The 18,904-nt window shown below is 70.8% G+C and carries 18 protein-coding genes; 10 read left to right on the forward strand and 8 right to left on the reverse strand.

Annotated elements, in window-relative coordinates; all coding sequences use genetic code 11:
• The first annotated feature begins 107 nt into the window (after positions 1-107).
• From AB0I71_RS18580 to AB0I71_RS18610, 7 genes are all read left to right on the forward strand, one after another.
• Positions 108-338 (forward strand): helix-turn-helix domain-containing protein, encoded by a 231-nt coding sequence (locus AB0I71_RS18580; RefSeq protein ID WP_018790599.1) that lies wholly within the window; start codon positions 108-110, stop codon positions 336-338.
• Positions 339-357: 19 nt separating this feature from the next.
• On the forward strand, positions 358-1,770 hold the full coding sequence (locus AB0I71_RS18585) for a hypothetical protein (RefSeq protein ID WP_357586128.1): 1,413 nt from the start codon (positions 358-360) through the stop codon (positions 1,768-1,770).
• Positions 1,771-1,806: 36 nt separating this feature from the next.
• Entirely contained in the window at positions 1,807-2,787 is a 981-nt protein-coding gene (locus AB0I71_RS18590; RefSeq protein ID WP_357586130.1) for a hypothetical protein, read from the forward strand.
• Positions 2,784-3,242, forward strand: coding sequence for a DUF4913 domain-containing protein (locus tag AB0I71_RS18595; protein ID WP_038849187.1), 459 nt, complete (start codon positions 2,784-2,786; stop codon positions 3,240-3,242). The genes AB0I71_RS18590 and AB0I71_RS18595 overlap by 4 nt, the downstream gene beginning before the upstream one ends.
• Entirely contained in the window at positions 3,242-4,066 is an 825-nt protein-coding gene (locus AB0I71_RS18600) for a phosphoadenosine phosphosulfate reductase (RefSeq protein WP_357586133.1), read from the forward strand. Before AB0I71_RS18595 ends, AB0I71_RS18600 begins: the two co-directional genes overlap by 1 nt.
• 122 nt (positions 4,067-4,188) lie before the next feature.
• Positions 4,189-4,581, forward strand: coding sequence for a hypothetical protein (locus AB0I71_RS18605; RefSeq protein ID WP_357586135.1), 393 nt, complete (start codon positions 4,189-4,191; stop codon positions 4,579-4,581).
• The gene (locus tag AB0I71_RS18610; protein WP_357586137.1) at positions 4,578-5,996 is read left to right on the forward strand and encodes a hypothetical protein; all 1,419 of its coding nucleotides are present in this window, start codon (positions 4,578-4,580) and stop codon (positions 5,994-5,996) included. The genes AB0I71_RS18605 and AB0I71_RS18610 overlap by 4 nt, the downstream gene beginning before the upstream one ends.
• A 99-nt stretch (positions 5,997-6,095) precedes the next feature.
• On the opposite strand, the gene AB0I71_RS18615 is transcribed toward AB0I71_RS18610, so the two are convergent.
• The 8 genes from AB0I71_RS18615 to AB0I71_RS18650 are packed head-to-tail and all read right to left on the reverse strand — an operon-like array spanning position 6,096 to position 15,621.
• Positions 6,096-8,165 (reverse strand): toprim domain-containing protein, encoded by a 2,070-nt coding sequence (locus AB0I71_RS18615; protein ID WP_357586139.1) that lies wholly within the window; start codon positions 8,163-8,165, stop codon positions 6,096-6,098.
• Entirely contained in the window at positions 8,155-8,361 is a 207-nt protein-coding gene (locus AB0I71_RS18620; RefSeq protein ID WP_357586141.1) for a hypothetical protein, read from the reverse strand. The genes AB0I71_RS18615 and AB0I71_RS18620 overlap by 11 nt, the downstream gene beginning before the upstream one ends.
• Complete coding sequence (locus tag AB0I71_RS18625) at positions 8,358-10,229, reverse strand: TraM recognition domain-containing protein (RefSeq protein ID WP_357586143.1); 1,872 nt, start codon at positions 10,227-10,229, stop codon at positions 8,358-8,360. The genes AB0I71_RS18620 and AB0I71_RS18625 overlap by 4 nt, the downstream gene beginning before the upstream one ends.
• Positions 10,226-11,680 (reverse strand): hypothetical protein, encoded by a 1,455-nt coding sequence (locus AB0I71_RS18630; protein WP_357586145.1) that lies wholly within the window; start codon positions 11,678-11,680, stop codon positions 10,226-10,228. Before AB0I71_RS18630 ends, AB0I71_RS18625 begins: the two co-directional genes overlap by 4 nt.
• Before the next feature lie 26 nt (positions 11,681-11,706).
• Complete coding sequence (locus tag AB0I71_RS18635; RefSeq protein WP_357586147.1) at positions 11,707-13,203, reverse strand: SCO6880 family protein; 1,497 nt, start codon at positions 13,201-13,203, stop codon at positions 11,707-11,709.
• A 5-nt stretch (positions 13,204-13,208) separates the two neighbouring features.
• A complete protein-coding gene (locus tag AB0I71_RS18640; protein ID WP_357586149.1) occupies positions 13,209-14,552 on the reverse strand; it encodes a hypothetical protein in 1,344 nt (447 codons plus the stop codon).
• A gap of 2 nt (positions 14,553-14,554) precedes the next feature.
• The gene (locus AB0I71_RS18645) at positions 14,555-15,328 is read right to left on the reverse strand and encodes a hypothetical protein (RefSeq protein WP_357586151.1); all 774 of its coding nucleotides are present in this window, start codon (positions 15,326-15,328) and stop codon (positions 14,555-14,557) included.
• Positions 15,325-15,621, reverse strand: a complete 297-nt coding sequence (locus AB0I71_RS18650; RefSeq protein WP_018790585.1) for a hypothetical protein — start codon at positions 15,619-15,621, stop codon at positions 15,325-15,327. Before AB0I71_RS18650 ends, AB0I71_RS18645 begins: the two co-directional genes overlap by 4 nt.
• A 358-nt stretch (positions 15,622-15,979) precedes the next feature.
• Between AB0I71_RS18650 and AB0I71_RS18655 the strand changes: the two genes are divergently transcribed.
• The 3 genes from AB0I71_RS18655 to AB0I71_RS18665 all read left to right on the forward strand — a co-directional run bounded on the left by AB0I71_RS18655 (position 15,980) and on the right by AB0I71_RS18665 (position 18,901).
• On the forward strand, positions 15,980-16,519 hold the full coding sequence (locus AB0I71_RS18655; protein WP_357586153.1) for a hypothetical protein: 540 nt from the start codon (positions 15,980-15,982) through the stop codon (positions 16,517-16,519).
• Positions 16,520-16,524: 5 nt separating this feature from the next.
• Entirely contained in the window at positions 16,525-17,643 is a 1,119-nt protein-coding gene (locus AB0I71_RS18660) for a M23 family metallopeptidase (protein ID WP_357586155.1), read from the forward strand.
• Between the two features lie 1,003 nt (positions 17,644-18,646).
• A complete protein-coding gene (locus tag AB0I71_RS18665; RefSeq protein WP_357586157.1) occupies positions 18,647-18,901 on the forward strand; it encodes a hypothetical protein in 255 nt (84 codons plus the stop codon).
• The last annotated feature ends 3 nt before the right edge of the window (positions 18,902-18,904 follow it).

Raw genomic sequence — 18,904 nt, forward strand, 5'->3', positions numbered from 1 at the left:
AGCGCAGGACATCGCAGGGGTAGCCCTGGCGCCACCCCGTCATCGGCACCGTCGCTGTTGTCGCAGACCCACAGGTCGGCACCAGACAGCAGCGGGAGGACTCACCGATGACGACCAGCACCGCGACCACACCGCAGTCCCAGGTCTGGACCGAACAGGCCGTGCGTGCCCTCGGCATGACCACCGACGTCGAGACCGCCGGGGAGATCCTCGGCATTGGCCGCACGAAGGCGTACGAGCTGGCCAAGACCAACGAGTTTCCGGTGAAGATCCTGCGCATCGGTCGCCGCTACCTCGTCAGCGTCCCGGCCCTGCTCAAGCTTCTCGGCGTCGACTAGCCGCGACCCGGATCACTCGATGATCATCCGAGTGCACGCCCGTGGCGCCCTCGTGGTCGCCGCGATCCGCCGCGCGTACGCCGCCCGCGCTGTGACCGACCCGGCACCCCAGTTGGTCGCCGCGTGGGCCGGTAGCGGCGAGCTGGCTGATTTGGAGCCGGCACCCCGACCAGGTGGGTACGACACCACTCGCCTGGCCGCACTGCTCGCCGAACCGATGAGGGCAGGCGCCACCACGCCGACCCGGCCCGTCTGGCGGTGCACCCTCGAACTCGACCCCACCGAACGGCGGCTCACTCACCAGGAGTGGGCCGCCGCCGTCCGGGATCTCCTCGACGAAGCCGGCCTGGCGCCCCACGGCGACCGCAACGCCGTGCGGTGGATCGCCATAGCGCACGGACACGCACGGGTCGACGTCGTCGCCACTCTCGTGCGTCAGGACGGCCGGACCGAACCGGCCAGCGACGACCGGCACCGGTGCGCGCACGCCACCCGCAACCTGGAACACCGATTCGGACTCGCAACACCTCCGCCGGGACCAGACACCACCACGCCCGGCACTCCGCGCGCCGCTGCGACTCGCCGGGCCGCGCCCCCCTCGGCCCGTGAGCGGCTGCGCCGCCAGGTCCGCTCAGCCGCGGTCGTCGCTACCGACGAAGACGACTTCGTCCACCGGCTACGGGCCGCCGGGCTGCGGGTGCGGCTACGGCGCAGCCGCGCCGACAACAGCGTCACCGGCTACGCCGTCAGCCGTCCCGCCCTGCCCGGCAGGGACCATCCGCCCTGGTTCGGCGGCGGTCAACTCGCCCCCGACCTGACCCTGACGCACCTGCGTGCCCGCTGGGCCCAGACACCCCGACCGTCCGAGACCTCCACACCCACCACGGCGGAGCAGCGGCAACACCTGTGGCAGGAAACGGCCGACGCGATCACCAACGCCGCCGACGACCTGGCCCGGCCAGCGCAACCGTTGTCCGCACAGGCGGCCCATGCCGTAGCCGACATCCTGACCGCCACCGCGATTACCGTCCCGCAACCGCAGGCACACCGCCTGGCCCACGCCGCAGAACTGCTCCACCGCGCCATCGGTGGGCGGCGGGAAACCCCGCTCCCGGCTGTGGATGCCCGTGCGGTGCACCTTCGTTCCCTCGCCCGGCTGGTCGGGCTGATGGGACAACTCAGCAGCGACCGCACCGGTGCGGCCGCGCTGCAACTCGTCTACCTGCTGGCCGGCTTCGCCGACAACCTCGCCGCTCTCCGGCAATCCCAGCAGCGCCGTAGCCAAGCTGCGGCGGCCTCCACCGCCGCCGCGCGCCTGCACGCCTCGGCTGGCAGGCACGGCCCTCCGCCCGCGACACCGGCACCCGACCAGCCGCTACCCGTAGCCCCGCTACGGTCGGCCCGGCCGTCCGCCCGTAGCCGCTCCCGGTAGCGCCGCCGACAACCCGTGCCCCGCAGCGTCGCCGACATGGAACCCGAGCATCACGATCCCTGGAGCGAGGGCAACCAGCGCGCGATGGAACGGCTCATGGCCCTCGGCGTACTCGTCGAGGCCGGGTCGCGGCTGGCAGCTGAGAACGCCCGCGCCAAAGCCAACCGAGCCGAACAGGAACTACGCGACCAGACACGCCGGAACCAGGACGAGCAGAAGGCGAACCGGAAAGCCGAGCGGCTCGCCGCAGCGGACGCCTCCCGGCGCAAGCGGCAATGGGCCCGTCTCGTCGGGGACGAGGGCCGGCTACGCGGCTACCTTGCGGACCTGCCCGTCGTGGAGGTGGCACGGCACTGGGGACAGGCGGCCCAGAACGCCGACCGCAATCCCACCGACGCCACCGTGCTGACCGCCGCCGAAGAGGAACTGCGCCGCCGCGCCCCGAGCCTGATCGACTTCTACCACCGGGGCCGCGACGCCGGCCTGTCACGCAAGGACGCGATGGCGGACGCGGCCCGCTACGTCTGGTCCGGATCCGGCCCCGCCCGGCCACATGGCGGCCGGGCGCCCACCGCCGGCGCGCTCACCCAAGTTGGTGAAGAACTCGACCAGGAAATCACCCGGCTCGCCGGCACGCTGGACCCGGTTGGCCGGGCCCGACTGCTGCGCAACCTCGAAGACAGCGGCTGGTCCGCGCAGTCACTCGCCCACATCGAGACCCTCCTCGACCGGGCCGAGGCCGAGCAGCGCACCGCGGCCACCACCGCAGCCACCCCTGACGACCCCGCCACCGCCGTCAACGAACACCAGACGGCTCGCGCCGCCGCCGCAGCGGCAACCGGCCGCGCCGGTGACCTCGCCGCCGATGCCAGCGCCCACGACGCAACCACGCCAGCAGCGGCACGGCTGGCAGCCGAGTCCTTCGCCCTGCCCGCGCAGCGGGCACTCACCGCTTACCCGAGCGCCATGCCAGCCCCTACCCCGACCGCGCATCCCGCCCAGAGGAGGACCCGGTGACCAGCCGCCGTGACGAGGACCTGGCCGGAATGGTCGCCGCCTTGCAGACCCAGGTCGCGGAACTCACTCAGCGGCTCGACGACCAGGCACCCGGTGCCACCGAAGCGCCGGCCGCCTTGAGGTTCCCGACCGTCGAAGCCTGGGTCACCGGCTTGTTCCTTCCGATGTTCGCGTGGCGCGTCGACGGGCAACGCTGGCACTGGTGCCCGCAGTGGTGGCGCCACGCAGAGGCCATCTGGCGCCTCGAACTGCTCTGGCGCTCCTGGGAAGTCAGCCGCCTCGCCCCGACCGGCATGTCCGGCTGGTCGGTCGAGGTCGACCGGCACATCCACGAACTACTCGGCGACGACGGACCTTTCAAACAGTGCCGGGCCGCCGACGAAGACCGCACAGCCCGTCACACCGAGCTGCCGTCGGCGACCGCCGACTCCGCCCCCGACGGGTGGTGGGACTGATGACCGCCCCGATCCGAGCGGTCGCGTTCGGCGGCGGCGTCCAGTCGACGGCGCTGCTGGTCCTCGCCGCCACCGGAAAGATCAACTTTCCCACATTCCTCTTCGCCAACACCGGTCGCGACTCCGAGGACCCAGCAACTCTGGAGTACCTCCAGCGGTACGCCAAGCCGTACGCGGCGGCGCACGGCATTGAGCTTCACGAACTGCACCGCACACGCCGCGACGGCACCGTCGAGACCCTGTGGGGCCGACTCACCCGCGAGGGGTCCCGAAGCCTGCCCATCCCGGTTCGCATGTCGAACGGCGCACCCGGCACCAGATCGTGTACCGGCGACTTCAAGATCAAGGTACTCGGGAAGTGGTTGAAGCAGCACGGCGCGAGCCGTGACAGGCCGGCGACGGTGGGCATCGGCATCAGCCTGGACGAGATCGAGCGGGTCAACAGACGCCAGGCGATGCCGTACGAGATCCCGGTGTACCCCCTGCTTGACCACGATCCTCCACTACGCCGCCACGACTGCGCGGGCATTATCGCCAGGGCGAACCTCCCGGTTCCGCCCAAGTCCGCGTGCTGGTTCTGCCCTCTCAAGACGCCCCGAGGCTGGGGCGAGATGCGGCGCGATCGGCCGAGCCTCTTCCACTCGGCCTGCGACCTGGAAACTCTCCTGAACGCGCGGCGGAGCACGCTCGGCAGAGATCCGGTCTGGCTGACGCGGTACAACCGCCCTCTCGCCGAAGCGATCCCCGAAGCGCAGCAAACCCTGCCAGGGCTCGACCTTGAACCTGGCGACGGCCTCTGCGACAACAGCTCTTGCTTCACCTGACCAGCGCCGACAACTGCTCGGTACGAGCACCTGAGGGCGGACGCGACGCCGCTTCGGTCGGTTATCCACAGGACTTCGCTGCCGTTGTGGACAGAGTTCTGGGCCGTGGGAAGGATCCGGGAATGGACTACATCACCGCGCTGCAGCAGGCCATTACTCGTGTGGAGGAACGGGGAATCGTCGACGAGACGGAGGCGCAAGCCGGCCTGCGACTGGCCTGTCTGGCCTTCGACTCTCCGGATGTGCCCTCCCAGCAGTGGGCACTGCTCGGGTTCGAGTTGCTCACCGCGCTCACCGAGCTGTACCCCGAACCGGCACCGATCGCCGTCACCGTCACCACGGCGCGGTCCTCGATCACGTCCACCACAACGCAACGGACCCTCATCCGCCTCGTCTCCGTGCTGGGGGATGGCTACGACCAGGCGAGCCAGCAGCCGGAGGTGTCGGCCCAGCGCCGCTTCGCCTACGCCGCGACAGCCGAGCGATTGAACGCTGCGGTGCGAGGTCTGGTGTGACGTACGGAAACTGGCTGTCGCGGGCGCACGACGAGCTCACCCGCGCGCAAGCACGCCTACCGTCCGATCCGGCGGTCACTCTCGACGACGTCGGAGCGACCGTCGTGGCCCGGCAGCGGGTCTATGCCCGGCTGGCCAAACTCGTGGAACTGGTCGTCGGCGGCCAACCGGCTCGTGCCGACATCGACCGCGGAACCATCGATGTCGCTCTGCGGATGCAGGCGGGGGATCACACGACACGGCTCTACCTGGGACTCACCGCTGCGGCTCGCAGCGACCGGCAGGCTGCCCCCGCCACGGCCCCGATCTGCCGGGTCGGGCGCCATCTGGAGTCGGCGGCGGAGGCGATCGCGGTGGCCGGGGAGATCCTGGCCGGTCACGCGCCGCCGGCCCGGGAGCCGCTGACGCCGGAGGGCGTGGCGATTCGTGCCGGTGCCGGGCGAAAAGCCGGCTTGGCCGACATCGCCGTACTGACCACCGACATGCTGGCCATCGACGCAGGGCTACCTGAGTGGCTGTCCGGCGGCCATCGACTCGCGTACGGCGCTTTCGAGACGGTGGCGGACGAGGCCCGCTGGACCAGCAACGGCTATCTGACCGAGGTCGTGCATCAGCTGATCTCGGACGCCGGCGACGCTCCATCACTGCTGCACCTGCTGGAACCGCCGCCACCGGTCCCGGTAGGTCGCCGGGCGATCAGCGATGGCGCGTCGGCGCTGCGCTCGCTGGTCGCGACGCGAGACTGGATGCACCGCAACCCCGGCGAGGTGCGCGTCATGCACCTGGCCAAGGCGACCCAAGCGGCACTCGCGGTCAGCGCACTCGCCTCACCCGGCGCTGTTGGAGCGGACTGGCGATCGTGGAGCGCAGCGGCCCACGCGGCCGGTCAGCTACACGGCACGCCCCCACACGGCCCGGCGGCAGCGCAGACAGCCCGTGAGCTTGATCTGGTGACAAGATGGGTCCGTCCCGGGCTATCGCGACCAGGCCATGTCACCAGCCGTGGGTCCCGACTCGAAGCGATCGACAAGCTGGCGGCGGTGCTCCCGTCACTGTCGGAGGTTCTGCGGGTGGCAACCCAGACGGCCGCTCGAAACCGCCACTTCTTCGTTCTCGGCCGCCGGGAACTCGAACGCGTGCCCAGGTCGCTCGTGTACCACGCTGTCGCCCGATGGTGCGTTGCGCAGCCAGACGACGAGCAGGTCTACCGGTTGAGGTCAGCGCTCGCCGCTGTGGGAGCCTCCGCACTCGCATCGACGCCGTCGCACCTACCCCGCGCCGCACCACGCCTGGCCAAGCTCGCCTTCGCGGCGCCGGTCGACGCCGAGCCGAGCCAGCAGGCGAAAGGCGCGATAGGCCGGGCTGCACGGGAGGTCCTGTCACGTCCGAGCCGCCACGATCATTCGCGCCGGTGAGTCAACGGCTAGGACGCCGGAAGCAAGGCGTCAATCGGTTCCTGGTCTTTCCCGGGGACCGATTGCGTTTTCCGATCGGACGCACAGGGCCGCAGTCGGTCAGCGTCGCCGGCCGGCGGCCGGCTGACCGAACCCTCGCACCGACTCGGCCTGCGGCGTCGTGACCGCCGCAGGACCGGTTCCTGCGTCCGTGAAGGAGGTCTTGGCCAGGGCCGCCGGGGATCCTGACGCCGTCACCGTCGCGTGGGCGTTGGTTCTGGTTGTGGTGACCAGAGCCGGTGGTGCGGATCGGGCGTGGATGAGTAGGACTGTCGCATCTCGCGCGTTGTGCTGCCCGACCCCGCGGGCGAGCCGGTCGGCGCTGGCTTGGGCATCGCTCATGCCCGCCAGCTCTGCCGCGAGCTGGCGCTCGGGGATCGCGCGGTGCACGCCGTTGTTGCACAGCAGCAGCGGCCCTTCGTCAAGAGGGCACACGCTGATGTCGCCGGCGCGGATGCTGGAGGTGAGCAGCACGTCCGCGATACCGGGCGACTGGTGCTCTCCCTGATCGCGGCGTTGCCGGGCGGCGGTGTGATCGGCGGTGACCTGGGCAAGTTGACCGGCGCGGATGGTGTAGGCGCGGCAGTCGCCGGCCCAGGCAAGCTCGAACCGTACGCCGTGACGGTGTGTCGGGGATGGGTACGCCGAGACGACGAGCAGGGAGGCGTCGCCCGCCTGGCTGGGGTGGACCCCGCTGTAGAAGGCATTGATCGCTGCCCGCGCGCCGTGCAGCCCGGCCGCTGGCGTGGAGCGCAGGCTGACCGTCGCCGCGATGTCGGCCGCCATCTGCGCGGCGGTCGCGGCCTGCGCGTGGCGGCCGATGCCGTCGGCAAGTGCCCAGACGGTGATTCCGCTGCTCGGGTCGTGGCGTGTGATCGCAGCAGTGGTGCCGGCGCGGCGACTCCCCGTGTTGTGAGCTGTGGCCGAGACGGTCATGTCTGTCTCGGTGGCTGGATGAGGGCTGATGGGAGTCGAGCCCTCGGCCGGCGGGCCTGCCACCGGTTCAGCGGCGGGAGCCGGGGCGGCTACGTCCGGAGGCGGGTCGGTTCCGCCGGGAGTGTCGGTGCGGGCACTCCATGCCTCGAAGACACCACGCGCGACGTCAGCGGAGTCCAGGCCGAGTTGCTCGGCGGCGGTCTCGGCCATGTCGCGGGTGGCATGTGGGGCGTCGACGAACAGCTCGGCGATAGCCCGGTAGGCGGTGATCCGATCTTCGGCGAATCGGACCGGATCGGTGATCCGCTTGGTGGCGAACAGCCGGTCGATCGTGTTGGTCATCTGGACTTGGGCGAGGGGTTGGATGGCGCCGGTGATCTCGGTAATCGCCCGCATGGGCTCCAGGGTGCCGAGCAAGTCGGCGGGGTCCTGTCCCTTCGGCAGGCGTACTCCGGAGACCTGGCCGGGCCATCGAGAGGCGACCGGGTACACCCGGTCGGCGGCTCGACGTCCCGCGTCGTCGCCGTCGAAGGCCAGGATCAGGTGGGCACCTGGCAGGGTTTGTTGGATCAGGTCGAGCTGATCTCGGGTGAGGTTGGTGCCACACGGTGCGACCGCGTACAGCGGCTGTGTTTGGGGGATAGCGGCGTGCGTGGCGGCCATGCGGTGCATCGCGAGGACATCGGCGGCGCCTTCGACGACGAACACGCTCGGGTCGCCGATACCGGCGGGCCGGTTCGCGAGCTGCTGGCCGAGACCGTACAGCAGCAGGCGTTTGCGGTAGATTGCCGTCTCTGGCGTGTTCAGCCACTTGGCCTCGGCGCGTCCGCCCAGGTCGCGGGCGGTGAATCCGACTACGCGGTTGTGCACGTCGGTGACGGGGAACATGAGCCGGTCGCGGAAGCGGTCCAGTAGGTGTCCGCTCCTGTTGTGGATGAAACCGAGACCGGCGCCGGTCACCTCCTCGTCAGTGAACCCTGCTGCCCGCAGGTGGGTGGCCAGTTCGGTCCACCGTCCCGGGGCGTAGCCGACCTGCCATGGGCCGGTGGGGTCCGCTGCGGTGTCGATGCCGTGGCTGTGCAGGTAGCGGGCCGCCTTGCCTGAGGCGGGCAGCTGGCTGGCGTAGAACTGGGCGGCGGCGGCGTTGACCGCGTAGAGGCGTTCCGGCGGCGGGGCGGGCCGTTCACCGGGCATCGTCGGCCTCCGTGGGCGTGGCCGGCGCGACGGTGCTGTCCGTGTCCGCCCGCAGCGTTGCGAGGGTGTGCACATGCACGAGGTGGGACAGCGCCCGCAGCTCACCGGCAAGCTCGTCGATCTGCCGTTGCAGGTCGGTGAGCATCGCCTCGACCCAGCGCAGGTCGGCCGACAGTCGGGCGGAGTGGCCGCTCATGACAGGTCTCCGCGGTTGGTGGACGTTGTTGTGTCCGAACTCGACGGACCGGGGTGGTTGGTGGCCAGGTCCGCGCGGGCGGTGCGGGTGATGGCCTCGACGTTGGCGGTGGTGTCGGCGCCGATGATGTCGGCGTGGTCGCCGCGGTACCACGGCATCAGGTCGATCATGGCGGCTCGGGCGCCGGTCGCTAGCAGGATCGCCCGCCCCCGCTTGAGGGCGCGGAGGTCGCCCGGTTCGAGGATCCGGCGCCGTTGGGTGCTGGTGGAGTAGCTGGTGTGACCGTTGCCGTCGCGGTTGATCGAGGTCGTCGCGACGTCGTGGTCGCCGATCAGGCGGGAGATGTCCTCGGCGTGGCGGGCGTCGTCCAAGCCTGCGCCGATGACCTTGACGGTGGCGGCGGACCAGAGGGCCGTCATGCCGCGCTCGCCCCATACGCCTTGGCCTTGGGCGATGTTCTGGATGATGGTGATCGGGATGACCCCTCTACCGCCGAGATGGCTGTAGAGCTGCGGCAAGTCATTGATCTTGCAGATGTTGGCCGCCTCGTCCAGTACCGCCAGGACGGGCGGGTCGATGCGGCCACCGGCGGCCTCGGCGTGGACGACAGCGGTGCGGAACACGGCGTCGGTGAGCGCGGCGACCAGGGGAGCGGCGGCACCCGCGCCCTCCTTGCTCAGGAGGTAGAGGGTGTCGCGGGAGCCGGGGAACGTGGTCACGTCGAGCCGGTCCAGGGCGCTGGTCGGCGGTGTTACCCAGGCCATGATTTCCGGATCGGACAGGCACCGGGCGGCCGTACGCGCGGTTTCGTAGACGCCGTCCCTGGTTTCCGGGGCCCCTCCTTGACGGCCGGCGAGCGCACGGGCGGCCTGGGGGTACCCGGCGGCGCGCAGCAGCGTGACCGGCTCGCGGCTGGTCACGTCGGACAGCCAGGCTTGCACGTCGGTGAGCGTGCCGCCGGAGTTGGCGGCGGCGAGGAAGAGACACATGAGCAGGTCCCCGGCGGCCAGCGGCCAGAACGGGTCGGAGGAACCGACGCCCCGGATCTCCTGGATGAAGTGGTCGGCGAGCCGTGCGGCTTCCTCAACTCCGTTGATGGTGGCCAGGGGGTTCCACCAGAGGGTTTGAGGTTGCCGGGTGACCCGCTGTGGGTCGAACGTCCAGACCCGGCCGACCCGCTCGCGGGCTCGGGCGGTGGCGGCCCACAGGTCGGAGCGGTTGCTGGTGGCGAGCACCGGTCCCGGGGCGTCCAGGATCGGGGGCACGGCGAGGCTGGTCGTCTTGCCGGCCCGGGGCGCCATCACGGCGAGGAGCACGTCTTCCCAACTGGACCGCAGGACCGGCCCGCGGCGGCGGCCCCCGGTGACGAGTCGTCCAAGCGCGATGCCGATCGCGGTGGTGGGCACCTGCTTGGGTGCACGTCCGGCGAGGCTCGGCCGTAGCCGCTGTGCCCGCGCAAGCGCGGTCGCGCCGATGAGTTCGTCGACGTCGCGGGTGCGGGCGAGGGACGGCAGTGGGTCTCCGGCCTGCGGTCGGCGGGCCTGCCACCACGCCCACGCCCAGAAGCCGGGCACGACCGTCGTGGTGAGCAGTAGCGCGTAGAGCAGCGCTACCAGTAGCGGTGGCACGCCGGGCCACAGATGCTGCCAGTCCTGGTCAAGCAGGCGCTTCGTGAACTCCCAGCCGAAGGATGGGCCGGTGTCCCAGGGGCGGCCGGCGGTCACGGCGGCGAGGCGGCCGGCGATCCACGCCAGCCAGGTCAAGGCCGCGGTGGCGGCGCAGGCTCCCAGGATCAGCCACGGGGCTAGGGGGTATCCGCCGGCGCTACCGCGTGGGTAGATCGGCTGTTGGTTGCGGATGCCGCTCATCGGGCACCTGCCCGTACGGCGGCGTCGGTGTCGTAAAGGGCGAGTTCTTCGCCGACCAGGTGCAGCGCGACGGGCATTCCCGCCCGCTCGCCGGTCTTGACGAGGTACTTTCCGCGACCGGGATGCATGGCGCCGGGCACCAGTGCTTCGGGGGCGGCCCAGGACGCGACCATGTCCCGCTCGGGCACGGACAGCCGGACCATCTGGCTGATCCGGTCCAGTTCCCGGCCAGGCAACGCGGCCAAGACCTTGATGGCGCACCGTTCGGCCATGCCGCGTCCCTTGGCGCGGTCCTCGTCGCTGGCCAGCGCGTCCAGGTCGTCCAGCGAGTGGGTGAGCATGATCTGTGCGACGCCGAGGTTGCGCGACAGCCGGGTGAGCGCGTCGGCCGGCTCGACCAACCCGGGCGCTCCCCGGAGCGCCCGCCACAGCTCGTCCATGATCGCCAGATGTCGCCGCCGGGGAGCGAGGCTCTGGTCGGCGAGCACGGCGGCAGCGTCGATGACGGCGTACCCGTAGCTCCAGGTGGACAGCATCGCCGCGGCGACCAGCTTGTCGCCGGCGGCGGCCACCCGGGAGATGTCGATGCTGACCGCCTTGGCGGACAGGTCGATCGGGGTGGAGGTCGGTGCGTCGAAGACACCGGCGAGCGTGCCCTCGCACAACAGGCGCAGGGTGGCGACCAAGTCGTCGATCCGGCGGCGGTAGTCGGCCGCCGAGGTGGCCCGCGCCGCGGCGCGGATGGTGTCCGGCCCCTGATCAAGCACCGCGAGCACGTCGGGGATCACCGGATCTCCGGTGCGCCGTTCGGCGAGCAGGTCGACGACCCTGCCGAGGACGACCTCCTCGGTGTTGCTGACCTGCCCGCCGTCTCGCACAAGCGTGCACAGGGCGATGAGCAGGGTCAGCCGCCGCCCGCGTACCTCCAGGCGGAGCTGGTCGGCGTCGGGTCCGCTCATCCGTGACAGCACGGTGCCGAGCGGGCCGGCGTCGAGCGGGTTGATCCGGTCCAGGCCCCTGCCGACCCGAATGACCTGGCCGTCGAGGTGCTGCACGACCCGGCTGTAGTCCGGCTTCGTGTCACCGAGAATCAAGATCTGGGTGCCGGTGGCGGCCATTCCCATGACCAGCCGCTTGGCCAGTGCGGACTTGCCGGCACCCGGCTGGCCGAGCACGAAAACACCGGTGTTGGTGATCAGTCCGGCGTTGAGCCACTCGAACGGGTCGAGCAGCACGGACTCACCCCAGAGCTGGTGGCGGCCGATCGGCACGCCCAGCAGGGGGGCGCCGCTGCCGGCGGTGAACGGGTACAAGCCGGCGGCCTGCACGGTCGTGGCCTGGTACTCGGTACCGGCCGTTACGTGGACGGCGCGGCCGGCGCCCGGTCGACGCCATCCCCAGGCCGGGGGGATCGGGCCGAGCGCGGTCACGTCAATATCTGCGAATGCCATGGGAGTGCTCCTGGAGAGAGGGAAGATCAGTTCGGCCACTGCTGGGCCAGCACCGGCGGGCAGATCCCGGCCGGGAGGGTGACGGCGAACCCGGCCGCCTGGGAACGCCACAGGCGGCGAAGCCGCACCTTGCACGTCTCCGCGCGGCTTTCCACATCCGCGACGGCCCGGCCGAGGTCGGCCGGATCGAGCACGGTGGTGGTCACCCAGAGGCTGATCAGGCCGACACCTGCGCCGAGCGCTTCTTCTCGTGCGGCTTGCGCGGCCTGCTCGTGGTCGGCGATGTCCCGGGCGGTCGGATCGAGCTTGCGGGCTCGCCGGTAGGCGGACCGGAACTGGGCGGCGTTGACCTGCCGCTCGACCTCGCCGGCAGCTTGCCCGGCGGTCATCGGGCGGTACAGCAGCGTGACCCGTTTCGGCTGCTCGCCGGGGGCGAGCAGCCGGGCGAGCACGTGGTGCGTGACCGGCTGACGCGGTGCCTCGTGCCACGCCCAGGTCACACTGGTGGCGCCGTCGTGCTCGTAGCGATCGGTGTGCTCCTCGGCGGCGACCGGGCCGGCGTTGCTCCAGTCCAGCAACTCGGCTGCCGCGTCCGGCGCGGCGCTGAGCAGCCGGGTCACCTCGCCTCGACTGGTCGGATCGAAGGCGTGCCGCACGATTCCGGCGATCTGCGCCGCTGTCGCCCGACCCAGCACCGTCAGCCCGCACCCGGCCAGCGCGTCCTGCAAGCCGGGCAAGGCGCGATCGACCTCCGCGAGACAGTCCGGCACCGTCTTGGGACGGGCCGGCGACGCAGCCGGCTCGAAGGTGATCGACACGGTCGTTTGCACGTCAGCGGCGGCCTGTGGTGCGGAGGCGATGAGCTGCTGGATCACTCGCACCGCTGCCGCTGGCCCGTCCGGTGCCAGCCGGCCGGTGATGTAGTCAGCCAGTCGGGTGCCGGATTCCGGCGCGGTGTCCACCGTGACCGCGACCCATCGCACGATCGGCACGTGACCGAGGCCGGCCAGCCAGCCGCCCCAGTTCGACACCCAGGCGGTCGCCGCCTCCGGGTCGGCCAGCCAGGTCGACTGGGCGGCGCACCGCAGCGTGACGGTCATGGTCCTGAGCCGGCGATGCCACACCACGCCGTACGTGCCGCCGTGGCCATCATCGACGGACAGCAGGACGGTCGGGGCGAGCACGCCCGGCAGTTGCCAGGCGTGTTCCTGCGCCGACATCACGCCGCCGCGGAAGCTCGTGCGGCCACGGCCGGAACCGGCGACCCAGCGGAAACGCTGCACGAGCGCCTGCGCCAGCGACACACCGTCCCACTGAGCAACGTTGCCGACGATGACGATCAGGCAGACGGGGCCGACCACCGCGAGAGCGGTCAGGCTCACCGACACCGTGATCAGCGCGACGGTCATCGCCGCGAGCACCACCATCGTCTGACCGAAGCCGAGCCCGAACATGCCCAGCGGTCGAGCGCGACGCCAACCACCGTAGGTGCGTGTCTCCTCGGCCTGAGCCTTCGTAGACATCCCGATCACCCGCTCTCGGTCGATCGGGACGCGGTGCTCGCCGCGGACTTGACTGCTGCCCCCGCCACCTGGGCGCCGACAACGACACCGGCGACGACAGGTGCGGCAGGGCCAGCGGCGGCGGACGCCCCGACCGCACCGGCGCCTGCGGCACCAGCGCCCGCACCCGCTGCGGCGCTACCGCCCGCGGCCGTCGTCGTCGTAGCGCTACCGGCTGAGGCGCTCGCGGTGGTGGTCGTCGCGGTACTTGCCGAGGGGGCGGCACCAGCGGTGGGGGAGGGGCCGGTGAATACCGGTGGGGTCGGTCGAGGCGTGCCCGATCCGCTGTCGCCGCCGCTGGGCTGCGGCGGGTGGCGGCGGTCCATATCCCGGGCATAGTCCGTCGCGGACATGCCGGATGAGCCGCGTCTCGACGCGACCGCGTGCAGCCCCGCTGCGCCCGCCGCAGCCAGCATGCCGGCGGAGTTCCCGCTGGTTTGTACCGCGCCGACGGTCCAGTTGAAGAACCGCATCATGGCCGGCAACGCCACGAGCGTCATGCCGAGCATCCCGGCGCCGGTGAACCACGTCGAGATGTCCCGGTTCTGCGGATCGCCGACGAGCATGAACGCGACCGCGTAGCTGGTGGCGGCGAACGGCTCGTAGAAGACCATCGCGAGCAGCCAGCCGAGCACCCGCTTCAACCAGTTACTGGTGGCTGCGGTGAAGCTGCCGCTGGCGGCGAGTTGCAGCATTCCGGCGAGGATGATGATGGCGCCGTTGCGCAACAGCAGCAGCATCGCCTGCACGATGCTCGCCACGAGCACGACCATGCCCACGACGACCACCAGGACGCTGCTGACACTCGGTCCCGCCGGAAGCAGCAGCATCTGCATCCGCGCGGCCAGCGCGTTGGTCTTGCAGCCCGGGTCGACGCCGAGCCCTGGCGCGCAGTCCATGCCCCAGGTGAGGACCCACTCGGTGTAGGACTCGCACGCCCGCAGCAGCATCTGCGTGCCGGTGAGGCTTACCGCGCCGAACAACGCGGTCGTGAACAGCCCTTTCACCACCGCGACGAGCGGTTCCCCCTTGCGGTTGATGATCAGCAGGAGGGACTGCCACATGATGCCGCCGACCGAGACGATCAAGGCGAACGGCAGCATCCACCGCTGGAGAGTCTGTGCCGCTGGCGCATGCTCGACGTCGACCGGCGGCAGGTACAGCCACCACGTCACGGTCGACGTGATCAGCGTGGACTGCGCATGGCTGATCAGGTCGGCCAGTTGACCGATCATCGTCTCGGCCACGGCGCCAGCGACCTCGGTCGCGCCCTCTTTGAACTGGCATTTGAGATCCCATGCGTCGCACATGACTACCTGCCCGGCAGCGGCGTGTAGCTGCGGACGACGGCAGGGCCGACCAGGGCGCGGACCGTGGACCAGTCGCCCCGGGGCGGGGCGATCAGACCCCAGTCCGTGCCCGTCCATGAGACCTGCACCACCGTGGCCGCGCGGGCGACGCCACCGTTGCCGTCCGGCGCCTCGATGAGCAACCGCAGGCTGGCCGCCTGCGGGCCGTACGAGTCGATGCGGACCCCGGCGATCGAGGCGTAGATGGGAGACAGCGGATCGCCGTAGGGAATCTGCAACTGCTCCTGAGCAACGGCGTAGTCCTGGGTCACCGCGTCGATGTATGCCGCAACATCCGGCCCGACGACCTGCTCACGCAGCGTCGGTTCCCAGATCCGGGGCCCCACCTGCGGACTGGTCCGCACCAGCAGGTGCAGTGCGGCGAGAACGGCACCGGACGGTGTCTGTGCGAAGCCTCGCGCTCGCCCAGCGGAGGAGTCGCGTGGACCCGCGGTGGCGGAGACCGGCAGATTCAGCCCCGCCACGGTGGTCCAGGTCAGGTCGGTAGGCCATGAGACCTCGACGGCCACCTGCTGAGGTACGTCGGACGCCGGAGCGTCCGCCGGCGCATTTGCCTCGGTGAGTGGCTGCCCAGGCGAGGCGTGATCGTTCCGGGTGTCGTCGCCACTGCGGGCGACCGCAACCGAAGCCAGCACAAGCAGTGCCAACCCGACGGCGGCGACGACCATGGGACGGATGCGGCGGCGGGGCGCCGTGTGCGAGATGCGGCGGTTCACGTGAGTGCCACCCCCGCGATGCCGGCGGCCAGACTGGTCAGCGCCAGTCCGGCGAGCACCCAGGGCACGCCTGCGGCGCCATCCACGGCGGTCTGCGACCGATTACGCCGTCCGATGATCATCATCCCGGCGCAGATGAAGAAACCGAGGACGCCCGCGACCAGCAAGATCCACTTTCCCCAGCTGAGGAAGCTGGTGGCTACCGCCTCCATTCCGGGCGGTGCCGACGGCGCCGGATTCGGGGCGTTCGCGGCGAGCGCCGCTTGGCCGGCAACGACGAGCTTGAGGACCATGTCGATCTCCTCCGACAATCGAAATGCGGCCCGGTCGGGGCCGCTGCCGGAGACGTTCGTCGGGGTGCGGAGCCGTTACGGTTACCGCCGACGTTGACGGGAGCGCTGCGGGCGCTACGGGTAGCGGCGGTCCGCAACTGCTCCCCGCTGCTGCGCGCGGGTGTCCGGCGCGACAGGGCTCATCCGCGATCTGTTGAGCAGGCCGGTCCCGTGGCTGGCTCTCCGCGCGTCGCCGAACCGATTGATGTCGGCGAGGCGAATCCACGCCTCGGGCTTCCCTCGTTTCGGGGCGCGGAGCCGGTGGCGTTACGGTGCTACGGCAGCGTCGCCGCCTACGGGCTGACCCGAGCGTGACAGCATGATCCGCTCCAGTCGCATTCCCGCCCTACTGGCGGTCGTACTCACGGCCGGGCTGCTCGGCGCCTGCTCGGCAACGACCCCTGAGCCTCGTCCGCAGCCCTCCGCGGCGGCGTCGACCCAGCTCGTAGACCCGTCGGTGAACTACCACGACCCGCACGCGGTGTGCGCGGCGTTCGCCGTCGCCGCGCACCGCGTGGACACCGCCGTCGATCGTGATCGCACCGACGCCTACCGGCGGGCCGCAATGTACCTGGACGCCAGGTTGGCTGCGGCGGCGGTCGACCAGGACTCGGCACGCCAGACCCCGCAATGGCAGGAACTGGTCCACCACCGCGCCTACACCGACGTTCAGCTCGGCCCGTACGCCGGCGACGCGCTTCCGCCCGACACCGCCGAACAGCGGCACGTCGGCGCACTCGTGATAGTGCGACCGATCGGGCGTGACGGCTGGCGAGGCACGCTCGAACGCCACACCGTCGTGTGCGGCCTGCGGCCGAGCACGGTCGGGTGGCGGATCAGCGAATACGAGATCGGCTGATCGCGATGACCAGCACGAACGGACAAGCCAGCCCGACATCGGTGCGCGCCCTCGTACTGCTGCTCACCGGCGTGGTGGCCATTGCGGCCGGTCTGGTCGCCTTCGTGGCCTCGGGCGCCGCCACCCTGCTCGCCGCGAGCCCGGCGCTGGTCGCCGCCCCCGCCAGCGGCCCACTCAACGTCGACGCCATACCGCCCCATGCTCGTTACCTCGCTCCCTGGGTGGTCCGCGCCGGATCGATCTGCCCCCAGATCACGCCGCCGATGATCGCCGCGCAGATCGACCTGGAGAGCAGTTGGCGTGCCGACGCCGTCGCCGACAACCCGCCCGAGCGCGGTGGGCCTGCCATCGGCATCGCGCAGTTCCAGCGCGGCACGTGGGCGAACTGGGGCGACGACTACGACAACGACGGGCGCAACGGGCCGGACGACCCCGAAGACGCCATCTACGCGATGGGTCGCCTGATGTGCGACCTCGTCGCGTGGGCCTCCCGCAACATTACGGCGAACGTGCTGAACGGCGACCCGCTCGACATCGCCTGGGCCGGCTACTTCTGTGGCCGCGGCTGCATCGCCAGCGCCGGCGGGGTACCGGCTGCGGGCAAGGCACACGACTATCCCCAGCAGGTCCGCTCCCGCATCGGCAAGTACACCCTTGAAGCAGGAGGCACTGGCGCCTGGCGCCTTCCGCTACCCGCCGACAGCTACCAACTCGTCAGCAGGTTCCGGCCGCCATCGCGGCCCAGCCACGACGGTATCGACCTCGCCGCGGCGACCGGAACTCCGATCTACGCCGCTGCGGCTGGCGTCGTCCTAGCCGCCCGGTGCGACAGCGCGTACTGCGACCGGCCCGGAAACCCGAACCTGTCGGGCTGCGGGCTGCTGGTCAACATCAACCACGGCAACGGCATCGCCACCCGCTACTGCCACGCGGTGCGTCTCGCCGTCTCCGCCGGCGAGCAGGTCCAGGCCGGGCAGCTCATCGGCTGGGTCGGCAGCACAGGTCGCTCCTCCGGTCCACACCTGCACTTCGAGGTCCACCGAAACGCGCCGCCGCTGACGGCTGCCAACGCGGTCGACCCGCTGTCCTGGTTGGACTCGGTGGGGGTGCATATCCGTCGATAAGCAGGAACTCGGCATTTCCGACTTTCTTGTCGCTGGTTCCTGCTGGCGCTCCTAGCGAGCCCGGCCATTTCTGGAGGCATCACCAATGTTGGTAAGTGCTTACGACTCTCAGTCCTCGCGACAGATCGCCGGCTCGATCACGGTACGGGCGGTGGGCCGAGCTGCTAATCGCAGTCATCTGGCCGAAACGCGCGTCATCGACGTCGGCGGCGGGTGGCACGCGGGCACCTGGCGTGTCGACCTACGACGGCTTGCCGACCGGGCCCGCGTGACGGCACTTGCCCTGCGTACCCAACCCGGTGAACGCCAACTCTCCGACCACGACTGGTCGGAGATAGTGCGCGGCATCGCGGACCGTATTGGTCTCGCGGACCGGCCATGGGTGGCTGTGCGAACCAACCCGACCACGCTCACCCTGCTCACCGACGCCACCAACGGGCCACTGCACACCGAGGCCGCACGGGCCTATGCCCGTACGCCAGCAGTCACCTCCCGAACTACGCCCACCCATCCACGACCGGCGTCGGCAACACCCACCGCCGCTGCCGACCCGAGCACCGCCGGGACGGCCCACCCGGAAGCTCCGCCTAATGGCGTTGCCCAGCTGAGCTTTGCGGCCCCGCCCGCTGCCGCGCCGGGCGCTGCCGCTAGCTCCCCGGCCCACCAGCCCGGTGGAGCGCCGATCCACGGGGCAGTCGCCCGTCCGCACACCAGATAGACGAGGAGCCGCAGCATGACCGCCCCGCGCCGACGACGCCATCCTCCGCAAGCCACCGTCACGAACAGGCCACCCGAGGCCCCATCGGTGGCCCAGAACCACCACAACGACGGCCTGGATAAGGGCGACCGCAGGCACCGGGGGATGTGATTCCATTGGCCAGGAAGCGCAGGGAGATAGCCGGGCAGCTGTCGTTCGACGACTACCTCTGGGCGCGTGCGTCGGAGCCGGACGACTTCGACGAGTTGGAGGTGGAGACGAGTGAACCAGTACGCAGCGCAAGCAATGAGTCACTGGAGGAGCCACCTGCCGAATCGGTATCGGCAGATCGAGGACCCGGACGAGTTCTTCACGGAGTTGGGGGAGCAGATCGCCCAGCAGATCGAGGACCTGAGCAGGACGCTGGCAGGCCCGGACCCGGAGCAGGAGACGTACCTGAGCAAGGTCGGCCGGCTCAACAACGCCAGACTGAGCGCCGAGGGCCAGGTGCTGAGGGAGATGCTGCCCGACCCGGCAACCGACCTGAGCCCGATCCGCTAGAAC

This window comes from Micromonospora sp. NPDC049891 (assembly GCF_040660295.1).
Lineage (GTDB): Bacteria > Actinomycetota > Actinomycetes > Mycobacteriales > Micromonosporaceae > Micromonospora.

Coding starts and splice junctions, on each gene's coding strand:
- AB0I71_RS18580 (WP_018790599.1), top strand. CDS start 108: ATGACGACCAGCACCGCGACCACACCGCAGTCCCAGGTCTGGACCGAA.
- AB0I71_RS18585 (WP_357586128.1), top strand. CDS start 358: ATGATCATCCGAGTGCACGCCCGTGGCGCCCTCGTGGTCGCCGCGATC.
- AB0I71_RS18590 (WP_357586130.1), top strand. CDS start 1,807: ATGGAACCCGAGCATCACGATCCCTGGAGCGAGGGCAACCAGCGCGCG.
- AB0I71_RS18600 (WP_357586133.1), top strand. CDS start 3,242: ATGACCGCCCCGATCCGAGCGGTCGCGTTCGGCGGCGGCGTCCAGTCG.
- AB0I71_RS18605 (WP_357586135.1), top strand. CDS start 4,189: ATGGACTACATCACCGCGCTGCAGCAGGCCATTACTCGTGTGGAGGAA.
- AB0I71_RS18615 (WP_357586139.1), bottom strand. CDS start 8,165: ATGCCCGGTGAACGGCCCGCCCCGCCGCCGGAACGCCTCTACGCGGTC.
- AB0I71_RS18620 (WP_357586141.1), bottom strand. CDS start 8,361: ATGAGCGGCCACTCCGCCCGACTGTCGGCCGACCTGCGCTGGGTCGAG.
- AB0I71_RS18625 (WP_357586143.1), bottom strand. CDS start 10,229: ATGAGCGGCATCCGCAACCAACAGCCGATCTACCCACGCGGTAGCGCC.
- AB0I71_RS18630 (WP_357586145.1), bottom strand. CDS start 11,680: ATGGCATTCGCAGATATTGACGTGACCGCGCTCGGCCCGATCCCCCCG.
- AB0I71_RS18635 (WP_357586147.1), bottom strand. CDS start 13,203: ATGTCTACGAAGGCTCAGGCCGAGGAGACACGCACCTACGGTGGTTGG.
- AB0I71_RS18640 (WP_357586149.1), bottom strand. CDS start 14,552: ATGTGCGACGCATGGGATCTCAAATGCCAGTTCAAAGAGGGCGCGACC.
- AB0I71_RS18650 (WP_018790585.1), bottom strand. CDS start 15,621: ATGGTCCTCAAGCTCGTCGTTGCCGGCCAAGCGGCGCTCGCCGCGAAC.
- AB0I71_RS18655 (WP_357586153.1), top strand. CDS start 15,980: ATGATCCGCTCCAGTCGCATTCCCGCCCTACTGGCGGTCGTACTCACG.
- AB0I71_RS18660 (WP_357586155.1), top strand. CDS start 16,525: ATGACCAGCACGAACGGACAAGCCAGCCCGACATCGGTGCGCGCCCTC.
- AB0I71_RS18665 (WP_357586157.1), top strand. CDS start 18,647: ATGAGTCACTGGAGGAGCCACCTGCCGAATCGGTATCGGCAGATCGAG.